General features: G+C 45.0%; 13 protein-coding genes. 2 read left to right on the top strand and 11 right to left on the bottom strand.

Translation table 11 applies throughout. The features are described from left to right. Window positions 1–192: 192 nt before the first annotated feature. From folE to folB, 3 genes are read right to left on the bottom strand one after another with little or no spacing between them, the layout of a single operon-like run. Window positions 193–759, bottom strand: a complete 567-nt coding sequence (folE, locus tag FT12353_RS05965; RefSeq protein ID WP_203619069.1) for a GTP cyclohydrolase I FolE — start codon at window positions 757–759, stop codon at window positions 193–195. A gap of 15 nt (window positions 760–774) precedes the next feature. Continuing rightward, window positions 775–1,266, bottom strand: coding sequence for a 2-amino-4-hydroxy-6-hydroxymethyldihydropteridine diphosphokinase (folK, locus tag FT12353_RS05960; protein WP_203619067.1), 492 nt, complete (start codon window positions 1,264–1,266; stop codon window positions 775–777). Further along, window positions 1,263–1,643, bottom strand: coding sequence for a dihydroneopterin aldolase (gene folB / locus FT12353_RS05955; protein ID WP_203619065.1), 381 nt, complete (start codon window positions 1,641–1,643; stop codon window positions 1,263–1,265). The genes folK and folB overlap by 4 nt, the downstream gene beginning before the upstream one ends. Before the next feature lie 143 nt (window positions 1,644–1,786). Here folB and folP point away from each other — a divergent pair, with 143 nt between their 5' ends. Further along, the gene (gene folP / locus FT12353_RS05950; protein ID WP_203619063.1) at window positions 1,787–2,884 is read left to right on the top strand and encodes a dihydropteroate synthase; all 1,098 of its coding nucleotides are present in this window, start codon (window positions 1,787–1,789) and stop codon (window positions 2,882–2,884) included. Between the two features lie 259 nt (window positions 2,885–3,143). Here the strand turns inward: folP and FT12353_RS05945 are convergent, their stop codons facing one another. The 8 genes from FT12353_RS05945 to FT12353_RS05910 form a co-directional block, all read right to left on the bottom strand. After that, window positions 3,144–5,126, bottom strand: a complete 1,983-nt coding sequence (locus tag FT12353_RS05945; protein ID WP_203619061.1) for an FtsX-like permease family protein — start codon at window positions 5,124–5,126, stop codon at window positions 3,144–3,146. Between the two features lies 1 nt (window position 5,127). Continuing rightward, window positions 5,128–5,877 (bottom strand): ABC transporter ATP-binding protein, encoded by a 750-nt coding sequence (locus FT12353_RS05940; protein ID WP_203619059.1) that lies wholly within the window; start codon window positions 5,875–5,877, stop codon window positions 5,128–5,130. A gap of 12 nt (window positions 5,878–5,889) precedes the next feature. Continuing rightward, on the bottom strand, window positions 5,890–6,588 hold the full coding sequence (locus FT12353_RS05935; RefSeq protein WP_203619057.1) for a DUF4097 family beta strand repeat-containing protein: 699 nt from the start codon (window positions 6,586–6,588) through the stop codon (window positions 5,890–5,892). Window positions 6,589–6,592: 4 nt separating this feature from the next. After that, window positions 6,593–7,150, bottom strand: coding sequence for a DUF1700 domain-containing protein (locus FT12353_RS05930; protein ID WP_203619055.1), 558 nt, complete (start codon window positions 7,148–7,150; stop codon window positions 6,593–6,595). Between the two features lies 1 nt (window position 7,151). Further along, a complete protein-coding gene (locus FT12353_RS05925; RefSeq protein ID WP_168778939.1) occupies window positions 7,152–7,463 on the bottom strand; it encodes a PadR family transcriptional regulator in 312 nt (103 codons plus the stop codon). 214 nt (window positions 7,464–7,677) lie between these two features. Then, on the bottom strand, window positions 7,678–9,339 hold the full coding sequence (locus tag FT12353_RS05920) for a zinc ribbon domain-containing protein (protein WP_203619053.1): 1,662 nt from the start codon (window positions 9,337–9,339) through the stop codon (window positions 7,678–7,680). Window positions 9,340–9,360: 21 nt separating this feature from the next. Beyond that, the gene (locus FT12353_RS05915; RefSeq protein WP_203619051.1) at window positions 9,361–10,335 is read right to left on the bottom strand and encodes a hypothetical protein; all 975 of its coding nucleotides are present in this window, start codon (window positions 10,333–10,335) and stop codon (window positions 9,361–9,363) included. 342 nt (window positions 10,336–10,677) lie between these two features. Further along, window positions 10,678–11,277: a TetR/AcrR family transcriptional regulator gene (locus tag FT12353_RS05910; protein ID WP_203619049.1), complete on the bottom strand. Its 600-nt coding sequence runs from the start codon at window positions 11,275–11,277 to the stop codon at window positions 10,678–10,680. Between the two features lie 110 nt (window positions 11,278–11,387). On the opposite strand from FT12353_RS05910, the gene FT12353_RS05905 reads away from it, so the two are divergent. Continuing rightward, on the top strand, window positions 11,388–13,355 hold the full coding sequence (locus FT12353_RS05905; RefSeq protein ID WP_203619047.1) for an ABC transporter ATP-binding protein/permease: 1,968 nt from the start codon (window positions 11,388–11,390) through the stop codon (window positions 13,353–13,355). Window positions 13,356–13,555 lie beyond the last annotated feature (200 nt).

Genomic DNA, 13,555 nt, shown 5'->3' with positions numbered 1-13,555 from the left:
ACGAACTACAAACCGCTTGCACTGCTACTCAACTAACTGGACGAACTGCAAACCGCTTACACTGCTACTCAACTGACTGGACGAACTACAAACTGCTCACGCTGCTGGCCAACTGGCCCAGCCCAGCCATCAACTTATCTGGCTGGACTGCAGCCATAACCAACAGTCCGATTCTAATTTTTTCAGCGACACTTATGCCTGTTGCAAAAAGAGACTTTGCTTGGCCAAATCACCCTTGAACTCGCCCATATAGTAGGTCGTTTCCGTGATATTGCCGACACTGCGCACCCCACGCATTTCCATGCACATGTGACGGGCACGAACAACGATGGCAATCCCCTTGGGGTGGATTAGCTCGTCTAGTTTCTGAGCTACTTCAGAGGTCAAGCGTTCCTGAACATTGGGCTTCTTGGCCACGTGGCCAATCAACCGGGGCACCTTACTCAAGCCAACAATCTTCCCGTCATTCGGGATATAGGCCAACGAAACCTCGCCAAAGAATGGCAAGAGGTGGTGCTCACACATTGAGTAGAAAGGAATCTTCTTGACCGTAATAACTTCCTGGTCAACATCGTCTTCCGTTGAATCAAAGACGGTAAAGTTGGTGAAATCAGTATTGACCGCGCCAAAGACTTCGGCATACATCTTGGCCACCCGCTCTGGCGTTTCCAACAGGCCTTCTCGGTTCACATCTTCGCCGACCGCCGTCAAAATGGCTCGCACTGCATCTTCAATAATTTTTTGATTTTTACTATCCATGGTCTTTTCCATTAATTAATATTCTAATTTTTCAGCAACAACTCGGACCTCCTGGTCAGCCGGCAAGGCCTGACTGGCTTCCTGAAACTTTTGGTAAGCTGGATCACCAGCATCAAAGAGGTCTAACAGCGGTACTAAGACAAACTTCCGCCGGTAAAGTTCCGGATGTGGGACTTGTAGCACCTCATCATCGATTTGTGCATCCCCATAGAAGAGAATATCCAAATCAATGGTTCGCGGCCCCCAATGAATCTCACGGACGCGGTGCAAATCGGCCTCAATTTGATGAATCTTATCTAAGAGGTCGTGGGCCGAATAAGTCGTTTCCACCTTAGCGGCAATGTTATAGAAGTCGTCTTGCTTGACACCACCAACTGGGCTCGTCTCGTAAATCCGTGACACCCGGTCCACCGTGATTTGGTCATCGCCAGCCAACGCCTGCAAGGCAGCATTAATGGCCGCCAACCGGTCGTTCAGGTTACTACCAATACTCAAATAGGTAATCATTGGTCGGCACCCCGCTTGCCAGTGTCCGTCAACGTAATTTCCACGCTATCGAAAATCCCATTAACTGGCACGGCTAATTTGCGAATATTCAGTGACATGGTCACGATTTCAGCATCGTAGACGGCCCGAATATCATCAAAGATTTGCTGGCCCAAACGTTCGACGAGGTCAACCTTACTGTCGGCAACGGTCTTTTCAATGATCCGATAAATGGCCCCGTAGCTGACCGTATCCGTCAGGTCATCCGTGTAACGCGACTGGTCCGACTGCATTTGACAGGCCAAATCAATTTCGATGTTTTGCCCGATTTTCTTTTCCTCGGCGTAAACGCCGATATAGGAATGAAACTTCATATTATTTAACTTAATTGTCAACATGACACGACCTCATAATGTAAACAGAAAACCCTATTTCTTATCATAAAAATGATGATATGATTAATCGATAGGGTTTTAACGAATTACTTACCATTATACCTTAAAAGTACCCCTTAATGACCGAAAGAACGAGGAGACTAGCAATGTCCATCAAGCACATTGATCAAGCAACTTACAATCCCTTAATTGCCGGCAGTCAGATGACGATTGCCTTCACTGATTTAACCGCGGACCAAAAAAGCGGCCTGGCCAACTATTTTGCCCAGCACAACCAAAGCTTTATCACTCTGGAAAATCAGGACCTACTCCAAATCACCCACCGCGACCTGGAAACAGTGATTGCCGACTTCAAGCAAAACGCAATCATCGCCACGAACGAACTTGAGGCCATCTACAAAGACAGCCAAATCTTTTTTGCGGCCGGTAACCGGTCCTTTGATATTACGGATAAGCCCATGATTCACTCCATCATGAACCTGTCACCCGAGTCCTTTTACGACGGCAAGGACCACAACTTAAAGGAATACCTTGGCCGCATCGAGGAGCAAATCGCCATGGGCATTTCCTTCTTTGATATCGGCGGTAAGTCCACCAACCCTAAGGCCGGTGATATGAGTGCCGATGAGGAATTCAGCCGAATGGAACCTTACTTGAAGGAAATCAGAAAAGCTTTCCCCGACATCATCCTGTCAGTTGATTCCAACAACCCAATTACCATCGAACGGGCCTTGGACCACGGTGTTCAAGTGATCAATAGTATCTCCGGCTTTGACACACCAGAAATGCTCGGCTTGGTTGAACGCTACCAGGCACCAGTAATCACGACCTACAACAACCGTGACAAGCCAACCGACAATGTCCACCAATCCTTGCTTGACTACCTCGACGACCAAGTCACTGCATTGAAGGCCCGTGGTCTCAAGGACGAAAACATCATCTTGGATCCAGGGGTTGGCTTTACTTCCCGCTACGAGGGTATCACCAAGGAAGAAATCGCTGCCGAAGACGTTACTAAGATTAAGGCTATTCGGGCCATGGCTGACCGCCGTCTGCCCATCTTGGTCGGCGTTTCCAACAAGAGCTTTATGGGCACACTCTTCGACCGCGAGATCGATGACCGCCTTATCTCATCTTTGTTAGTTGAATACAACATGGTCATGAACGGTGGCCGGTTGATTCGTGTTCACAACATCGAAGAGACGCGCTTGCTCATGGATATTTTCAATACTTTGGCTTTGTAAGCCACGGTCGCTAACGTGGCAGCATCCGTGTCAACGCGGTCACAAGGCCCTGTAAACCAGGGCAAAACGACAGCCACCGACCTAGCAACATCTGCGTCAATGCGGTCGCAGAGCCTATAAGCCAGCACCAATAGACAGTCACCAACGTGGCTGTCTATTTTTTGTGCACAGAAAAAGACGAACCAGATCGCCATTGTAGCGAGGTTCGTCTTTATTCTCAGGTCATGGAAGCTGATTTTTCAGAGTCCAGACCATTCTTTTATTGGTTAACAATTTGTTGGTAACGTTTGGACGTTAGCCAGTAAATCACCAGGTAAATCAGAATGACAATCACCGTCATCGTGACCATAACTGGGATAAAAATCGTTGGGTCAAACATCCCCAAAGTCTTGAAAACCGTCTTCAAGATTGGGAAGGCAAAGGCCGCATTCAAGACCAGCAACAAAAGTGGCAAACCGAAGAGCAGACGAATTTGGCGGTTAATCATTTGCTTGGTTTCAGCCAGGCTGAGGCCAATTCGTTGCATCTTCTTGAAGTTTTGCCGGTCAACCATTCCCTCGGCAACTTGCTTGTAGTAAACAATCAAGACCGTGGTAAAGGTCAACACAACAGCCGTCAAAACACCGACGAAGACCAAACTACCAAAGACATTTTCGATGCTTTGCACGGCGTCGGCCCGGTCCGTGACCTGGCCACCCGTCTGCTGGAAAATCTTGCTCAAATCCTTGCTAAAGGCAATCTCGTTTTTCTTCGTGCCCTTCACGTCATAGGCATAGAGGTGGGTCACCGCATCCGGCATGTCCGAGATTGAAACTTGGACACCACTATCAGTATTTGCCGGCATCTGAACATCCTTCAAGAAGGCATTCAGCTGGCTTTGCTGGTTCACGACCAGGTAATAGTAGCTTGGACCAGATGGTGCGGTTGAATCCGGTGAAGTAAATTGGTTGATGGTCGTTACCTTGTAGGTCTTACCACCAATTTGCAGTTTTGTTGGCACCTGCTTTTGATGTGTTGCATAAATACCAACCTCATCGCTAGCCAACGAAACGGATTGCCCCTGCCACTTCTTCAAGCTCGCGGTCGTCATTGCCCGGAAAGCCGGCGTCGACATCACGTCACCTGTTCCAGTAAAGCGACTGATTTTACCCTCGTCGCTGACATTAGCCAAGATGGCATTGGTTGCTTCCAATTCATGACTAGCGCTTAAAGTTAAGTTGTGCTCTTGGGCGCTTTGCTGGACCTGGTTTAACTGGTCCTGTGACAGCGCCTGGGTACTCGTAATCGTTGTATCGTAAGGCAGGTACTGGCCAAACTTGCTGGTCACCTGCTGCATGGAAATTGCTGCCGTCAGGGCCACAACGATGGTTGTGAATAGCAAGGCAACTGTGGCCAAGCCGGCCCCATTGTTCTTCACTCGGAATAAGAGTCCCGAAACGGGGACAAAATGCTTGTCCTGATAGTAGTACTTTTGGTTCTTGCGCAAGCGCTTTAAGAGCCAACCAATGCCGACAATCATCACCAGATAAGTCCCGACAATCACCAGGCCGACCGCCCAGATAAAGGAGAACAAGGCGTTCAAGCTTGGCTTCGTTGTCAAGGCCAACCAGTAACCGGCGATTAAGATGACAAAGCCCGTGATACCCAGGAAGGCCTTTGCCTTTGGCTCTTTGGCAACCTTTTGGTCGGACTTGGTCAAATCAATCAAGCTCGTCCGACCGATTTTAAACCCTTCGATCAGGGTCATCAGGAAAAACAATGCTGCGTAAATCAGCCCAACCGTGACCACCGTATTCCAGTCAAAGGCAACCCGGTAATCCTGGCCACCTGCTAACTGATTTAACACGGGGAAGGCAATGAACAAGGCACCAAATGAAGCCGCCAGTCCGATGACCGTCGTGATGAACCACAGGCCAAGTGACTGCCAGGCCACCACCATGAAACCCTGAAAGCGCGACATCCCCAACATCGAGAGCGTCCCGATTTGTCGTTGCCGACGGCCAGAGACAAAGGAATTGGCGTAGAAAATAAAGACTGCGCCGACCAACAGTGACAAGACTAAGCCCAAGACCATCACAGCCTTGATAATCTTGCCATATTCGGAAGTAGCGATGCTGTGGTTGTTGCGAATGGCAAAGAACATCGCGTTAACCATCAACAAGAACGCGTTGGCAAAAATAAAGAGGGCGTAGTGGCGAAAATCCTTTTTGAGTGTTTGCAGTGCAAAACGAAGACTCAACATCTTATGCACCTACTTTCGTCAACTCCGTTAGCTGGTTGGAGATGGCTGACAGGTATTCCTCCTGCGTCATCTCGCCCCGGTCTAAGGCAGTTTGAATTCGACCATCCTTGATAAAGAGGGTCTTCTTAGCATAGGAGGCGGACAATGATGAGTGAGTGACCATGACGATGGTCTGCCCCGCCGCGTTCACGTCCTGGAAAATTGATAGCATTTCTTGAGCAGTCTTAGAATCCAATGCCCCGGTTGGTTCATCGGCCAAAATCAGTGCTGGCCGCGTAATCAAAGCGCGAGCAGCAGTCACTCGTTGCCGCTGTCCACCAGAAATCTGGCTGGGATACTTGTCCAAAAGCTCTTGGATCCCCAGTCGTGGAGCCAATTCATTCAAGCGACTGTCCATTTCGGACTTAGGAGCCTTGGTCAAAACCAATGGCAAATAAATATTGTCGCGGTTGTTGAAAATGTCCAAAAGATCGAAAGACTGGAAGATAAAGCCGAGGTTTTCTCGTCGGAAAACCGCCTTCTTGCCGTCTGACAAATCAGTGGTCTCCACCCCGTTCAACTTAATGGATCCATTGGTTGGGTTATCAAGGGTGGCCATAATGTTTAACAGCGTGGTCTTACCCGCACCGGACTCACCCATGATAGCGACATAGTCCCCTTCATTAATTGTCAGTGAGATATCCTGCAAAACCTGCTTGTTTTGGCTGTCCGGATAGGACTTCTGTACGTGTGTTAGTTCTAGTATTGCCATTGTTATTCTCCTTTAGTCCAGATCAACATCGCCGGACTGATTCATTAAATGTAAATTAGCGCCATCGCCGTAACTGACATGGTAGGCCCGCTTCATTGAAAGCGAACCAGACTTCGTCTCAGCCTCAACAGTTGGTAACTGACTTTGTTCGACTTCGATATCACCATTTTCGTTGGTAACATTGCCGCCATCCGTTACCGTGACTTGATTCAATTCAATGTCACCATTGGTATTGGTTAATTGAACTTGATTCGTACTGATGTTTTTTAGCTTAATGTCGCCATTCTTACTTTGAATGGTCATCTTCTGTAATTTCGCATTCTGTGGAATAGTAATCTCTAATCGGGGTTCCCCTGATTGGAAATTGCCGGTTTTACCGGACTTCTTGCTGACAATCAACTGCTGATTTTCAACTTTGGTCTCAAATACAGCATGGTCAGAAGAATCAATTTCCTGGGCACTGTACTGATCACCACTCTTGACCACGATGTCAAAGCTATTGGTGTCAACTTTTAAGCCTTGAATATTTTCATTTGTCAGCTGACTCTTGTCCGGGCTAATATCGTGCGTTTCCGTTTTAACGTGGGATAAATCACGCGTTAGTACCCTGGCAAAGTCAATTTCTCCAGGTTTGGCTAAGACAAAGGAAACACTGGATAGCACTACCCCAACGCCCATCAAAAAGACACCTAATTTCAACGATTTTTTCATTGTCTTAAATCCTTTCCCAAAGTTGTACAAGCCAGCGACTCAGAGCAACAATGCCCTGAATCACCTTTTTCGTGACAAAGATAATACCCGGAATCACCAAGAACATCAGACCGATAAAGATAATACCCAAGCCAGTAAAGAACAGTCCCGACCAGAAAGTGTGGAATAACGTGAAGAGGCCGTAAATAAAGAAGGCGACTCCCGCGGCCGTGGCCAATAACATCAGAATTGAGAAAACGAAGATGAGCATAAAGAGTGAAAAGAAGATGCCACCAAAGAATGGTAGGGTTAATGGCAACGTGATGATGATCAGAGCTAAAATCAGAACCCGATAAGCCGTTGTGTGCTGCTGTCCATAGGGTGGCACCTGTTCGCCATTTTCGGTATAATAGTCCGTTTTAATTTTTGTTGCTAACTCTTCCGGTGTGCCGAGGCTTTCAACCGCCTCTGCATCAGATAATCCGCCATCCTCAAGGTATTCACGATAATACTCTAAGATATCGTCTTTTTCTTTTGTTGGTAATCCTTTAAGTGCTGCTGCTAATTTTTCTAAATAGTTCATGTTACTCTCCCAAAATGCCGTTCACCTGCTCAACAAAGGTCTGCCACTCTTTTTTAGCGTCAGCCAGTTGCGCCTCTCCCTCTTTCGTTAACTGATAGTATTTCCGGGTTCGTTCATCAAAGATTGCCGACCGGGTGGTGACAAAGCCTTTTTGTTCGAGCCGTCGTAAGATGGGATAGGTTGTCGAATCAGAAATCGGAATGACTTCCTGTATTTTTTTTGTGATTACGTAGCCGTAAAGTTCTTCTTCGGCCAGTGTCTGTAAAACAACCGCTTCAAGAACCAGATTCGGAATCTTTATTTTCATCATCATACTCCTTAACATCTAATACTATATGTCATATAATATAGTTTGTCAAATAGGTATTAAAAAAAGCAGGTGCTAATCGAAAGATTGCATTAGCACCTGCTTTTCATTTTGTATTGTCGGTCAATTCCGTTAACTACCAAGTTTGCCTTGATAATGGCATTTACCAGCTTGATTTACCCCCGCCACCACTGGGTTTGGTAGCAAATCTTAAAATAGTTTAGTTAACATTATCATCGTCAGAAAGCTTCTTCTGATTCGAATCGATACTATCAACTAACCACTTGCCCTTCGAACTGTTATAAACCATGTGGGCAATCAACTGGAAGCGTTGCGTCTTTGTTCCAGAAGTTTGCTTGTCTGGGTCGGTGTTGGAAGTGTAGTTAAAGTCTTCCTTAATTTCAAAGATCACAGCCGCATTCTTCTTTGACTTAGCGCTGACCTGGTCAACCGTAATCTCACCGAAGTTAATCGAATCAGCATTCCGCGAAGCAGCATAACGATTACGGTGAATCATCTGGCTAAAGTCTTGATAAGACTTATTGCTTAAACCACCATTGAAGATATCACTCAGCCCAGAAGGCGTGTTATCACTGCTTGCATAAGAAGTCAAAGCAGAGGCCATATCGTCCAGCTGGCCCTTGGCTTCTGACTTACTCAAGATGCTGTCAGAATCCAAATCAACGGTGTCGCCATCATCGATATTTGATAATGGCTTAGATGGTGTCGTCATAGCATTGCTACCATTACCTGACTTGACATAGACCTTGGCACCTTGCGTCACAACAACATTCTTGATGTCGGCCTGACCATTTGAAATAGTGCCCGCCTTGTTGCCGGCAACATAAACATCCCCGCCATCAATATTACTTTCAACCGTGAAGCTGACCGTCTTGATATCCAGGTCAACAGCATCAGAGCTATTACCACCGTAGTAGTCGCTTGACTGGGCATTGACGTTCTGGCCATTCAGGCTACCTTGGGCTGTAAAATTGTACAAACCAGGCGCCTGATGCTTCAACATTTCACTATAGTCTGAGTTACTCTTGTCCGTCAAAACCTTACCGTTAACAGAAAGAGACAAGCCAGATCGGTTGGTATTAACCGTCAAATCAACAGGATCCATTTCCAACGTGTAGTGTGGGAAAATTAGCAATGTTTGACCGTCTTGAACGAAGCGGACACCCTTACCTGTTTTTTTAATCCAATCTTCAGTGTCGCTCTTGCTCATCTTTTGGTCTTGCATATAGTTGGCTAATGGTGTCAAATCAGCCGTCGTCATCTTCTTATGAGTATCTGACCACTCAGTGATGTTGTGATACTTATCTTTATCATATGTCTTCAAGGCTGTGGCTGTCCGGTCCAAGGTATTTGCGTACGAATAATAGTTGTAACCATAGCCGACCAAAACAATCAAAACGACTGCCACTGCCAACAAGAAAATCCCCCACTTATGCTGCTTCAATGACTTATTCGTACCAGAACGATGGTTGCCTACCCTCTTCTGGCCAGCATCATCCGGCTGACTTGGCTTTTGTTGACGACGGCGATCAAATTGCCCCGGCTCCTGTTGGATTGGCTCAGCCTGCTGCATTACTTGGACGGGCTGGGTTGGCTGATTTTCAGGCATTGGTTGCTGGTTGGTCACTTTTGGATCCACCGGATTTTCAGCCAAATTCTTTTGTTGCTTGACTTCTTCAACTGTTGGTCGACGATGATTGGTGCCTTCAAAATCACGAATCCAAGCCTTCAGGTCAGCCTCATTTGGTAAATCAGTCTTGGGCAAGGTGAAGCCATTTTGCTTCGCCTGCTTAAACTCCTCTAAACTAGGTTCACGACCATTTTTGTCTTTAAAGGCATTGCGCCATTCACTTTGTCCCATGCATATCGCCTCTCATTCCCATCAATATGCATTGCTAATAGCACTGGCAATAGTTGAGAACAATGACTGAAACATCGGACTAGCAATCACGTCATAAGCGATAACCAAAATAGCAGCAGTCACAACAAATTGCAATACCTGCCACCAGATTAAGTCGATTTTTGCATTATCTTCCTGGTGCTTTTGCACGAAATAGTATGCTGAATACTGATTAACAGCAATAGCCAAAACAAAAATTCCTAACACAGCAGCAAGAGTTGTTATTACGCTATTCAAAAAAAAGGGCATGTTTGAAATGACCTGAATTGAAGGTACTGAAGTAATAAATGAATAAACAAAACTAGCAGCAGCAAACAAGCTAGCAGTTGGGAACCATAGGAGGTATTGGTTCAACAAAACTTTAAAGTTAACCTTATTGCGGGTTACAATGGCCAATCCAGCTAAAGCGGCCAAAAAAACGATAATGAAAATAATCAAAAAATCAAAGAACACCGTTGGAAGAATTTGACCGCCAATGCCGCTAACCTTGCTAGCAACTGATGAACCAAATGAATTTGAGTTTCTCATGTAGTTTGCGAAAGTATCCACGGAACGACGGAAGATATTCCAAAAAACACCAGCTGACAAAACAACCGTGATGGCAAAACCAAGCCACAAAAAGGCAGTCTGTGGTTTTTCATCATTTAAATGTTTCGTTGGGTGCATGGCACGTTCCCAATACCAGCCAAAGAAGTTATTTGACTGATTTTTAAAATTATTCAAAGCGGGGTTCGGTTGTTCTTCATTGTTAACAGCTTGATCAAAATCATCACTTTCGTTGCTAACTAGAGCCTGTTGTGATTGCTGTGCTTGCTCGCGTACCGACTGCTCGGCCAGTCGCTTCAAATCCTCATCTTGAAATTCACCTTTTTGAAAGGCAGCCACAATTTCATTTTCGTTGGGACGCCGATCATTGATCAACTGAAAATACTCTTCCCACTCTGTTCTACTTGTCATGATATCTCCCGTATTATATAAATTACGTCACTCTAATAATGTTTTCATAATAACAAAGAAGAGTCCGTTTATCCAGAATCCGACTAGAAAAAAGTAGCTTTAAATCGCCCTTGTGTTTATAAAAAATCGTTCTTAATAATTAGGCTGATTTTCCAGACAGTCATTAATCCTCGGCACCTTTTTCATTATCATCGTAAGGAAATAAAATTAACTTAGAATTTTTTCTAAACATACAGGCCAATTTTTCCTGTAAAAGTATATAAAAAATAAGCAGCTTATTACCGACTAAAATTCGATAATAAACTGCCTATTTATGCAACGACGTCTACGTCTTTTATCACATCAGTCTAACGGCTTTTTCCGATCCTCTGGTCGGCCCAACGCCCCGTACTGCAAAAATAATTGGAGGCCCTCAATCTTTTGCTTACTCAAATTTTCTTCCATCTTACCAAGGTAAGTAAAGACCCACGAAGCGACCATCAACATCACATCGTCACTAGCAGGCGTATTGATTTCGCCACTTGCTCGACCCTTTTTAATCAAAGTCGATATCAAAGACATTTGGGTATTATATAAGTAATCGTAAACAATCTTGGAATGCTTAATGACTCGCTGAAATTCATAAAAAATATTCTCGCCCAAAAGCCGTTCACACTCTTTCTTCTCCTTTTTAAAGGCATTAATAATTTTGGCAAAGGTTGCATCTGACCCGTCTGCCATCGCAATAATCGGCTTAAATCGGGTTTTATAAAAGTCCAAAACGACTTGCTCGGTTAGCTCCTCTTTTGTCGGAAAATACTTATACATAGTGACGATTGAAATATCTGCTTTTGAGCTAACATCTTTCATACTGGTAGCTCGAATACCCTGGTGCGTCATCAAGTCTGTGGCGGCAGCTAAGATTTTCTGCCGGTTTAATTGTTTTAATTCTTCTCTTTTCACAGGGGTTTGTCTCCTTAGTCGATAATTTATTTTATTATAGGTTGACTTTATTTTCAATAAAAGGTTTAATATAGCTTAACAATATTAAAGTTTATTGTGAAAGGACACGTATGGCATATTTAGAATTAAAGAACATTAGGAAATCCTATTTCCTCGGAAAGGAAGAATTTCCGGTCTTAAAAGGCATCGATTTAAACTTCGACCTTGGTGACTTCGTTTCCATCCTGGGTGAATCAGGTGGTGGTAAGTCAACATTGATGAACATCATTGGTGGACTAGATCGTAATTTCTCTGGTGAAGTTTTGGTCAAGGGCAAGTTGCTCGACCACAAGCAAGAAAAGGAATTGGATCGTTACCGTCGAGAAACGATTGGCTACATTTACCAGTCCTATAACCTGGTTTCACACCTGTCCGTCTTAGACAACGTCTTAGTTTCATTAGACATGACGACGTTAAACAAGAAGGAACGTGAAGACCGAGCTAAAGAACTCTTGCAAAAGGTTGGCCTAGAAAAGCAAATCAAAAAGTATCCAAATCAGCTGTCTGGTGGACAGAAGCAACGAGTGGCTATCGCCCGTGCCTTGGCCTCTGATCCTAAAGTCATCATTGCCGATGAACCAACTGGTGCCTTGGATGCTGAAAATACGCTCGAAGTATTGGAATTATTAAACGACATCGCCAAAGAAGGTCGTTTGGTTATTACCGTTACCCACTCACAGGCCGTTGCCGATGCCGGTACGCGAATTGTCCGTTTGGCTGATGGTCAAATCGAATCTGACGAGCGTCTCAAGCCCGCCTTTGAAACGGCCGATAAAGAAATGCTCGGTTCCCGCCCATTGCCTTTGATGGCCAGTGTGCGAACAGCCGCTAAGCACTTTAAGTACAATATCAAGCACAACTCATTGATTATCTTGGGAACTGCCATCGGTTTGTTTGCCGTGGTCTTATTCTCAGGACTTGGAAATGGAATTTCCGGCTATATTGGTGATCAGATTGCCAAGGTAGCCAACCCACAGTCAGTCACCGTTTCTCGTTATAATAAAGAAACTGACGGCGAGTCAAACGCTGCCGCTCTTCTTGGTGGTGGTAGCAAGGAAGCCTTTACTGCTGACCAAATCAAGCAAATCAAAGACACTTCCCACGTGTCAAAGGTTGAAAACTCTTATAGTGCTACCAACGTCAATACGACTTATAATGGTAAATCAGCAACCGTTACCTCATTGACGAACTGGACTTCAGAAGACACGACCGACTCAATCAAGGCCGGTAACGCGCCAAAGACTAATGAAGTTCTCTTGGATGAGACAACCGTGACAAAGCGTCTTGGCTTCAGCAACTACAAGGATGCTATTGGCAAGGAAGTCACGATGACTTACCAAGTCCAAAATGGACAGTCAGCTACTCCTGTGACATTCACTGCTAAGATTTCTGGTGTAACAAAGGCAAACAGCCAAGGTATCCCACAAGGATTTACCAGCACAAAGACCATGCAAGCTGCTATGGAAAAGTCTGGCTTATCAACTGCCCCAACTTCATTGAACTTGAAGGTTGATGATATGGACAACGTCAAGGCAACCACGAAGAAGATTGACAAAATCAAGGATGGTTCTTCTAACCGCCTTTACAAGACTTCTTCGGTTATGAGCATCATCGACCAAGCTCAGACTTACGTCAACTTGGCAACTAACGTTTTGGCAACCATCGCCGGTATCTCATTGATTGTTTCAGCATTGATGATTATCGTGACGATGTACATGTCAGTTTCAGCCCGGACCAAGGAAATCGGAATTCTCCGTGCCATCGGTGAATCAAAGGGTGACATCCAATGGTTGTTCATCACTGAATCATTGATCACTGGTCTGATTTCAGCAGTCTTTGCAACTGGTTTGGCATTCCTGGCCGAAGTTGGTGTCAACGCTGCTTTGAAGGGTACTGCCGACTACGCCTTCGTTCAAATTACTGCCGGCAACGTGACAACTGCGTTCGTCTTAGCAATCTTGATTTCATTGTTGGCCGCTATGCTGCCAGCCCGTCGAGCTTCTAAGTTGAACCCAATCGATGCATTGTCAGCTGACTAAATTGAATGGATAAATAAATAATATGAACCTCAGAATTAAAGCAAAATTCTGGGGTTTTTATTATGGGTAAATTTAAGGCTACAACCCTAGACTAGTTTTATATTTTTTATCGATGTTTCTTAATATGAATGACAAATCAGCTAAATCATAATGACGGAATCTATTCGACCCATTAATTGATTTTCGATGTCAAAAAGCAT

Origin of the sequence: Fructobacillus tropaeoli (genome assembly GCF_016860625.1) — a bacterium.
Classification (GTDB): Bacteria; Bacillota; Bacilli; order Lactobacillales; family Lactobacillaceae; genus Fructobacillus; species Fructobacillus tropaeoli.
The sequence above is the reverse complement of the archived record's forward strand: the minus strand, read 5'-3'. Positions and strand labels throughout refer to the sequence as shown.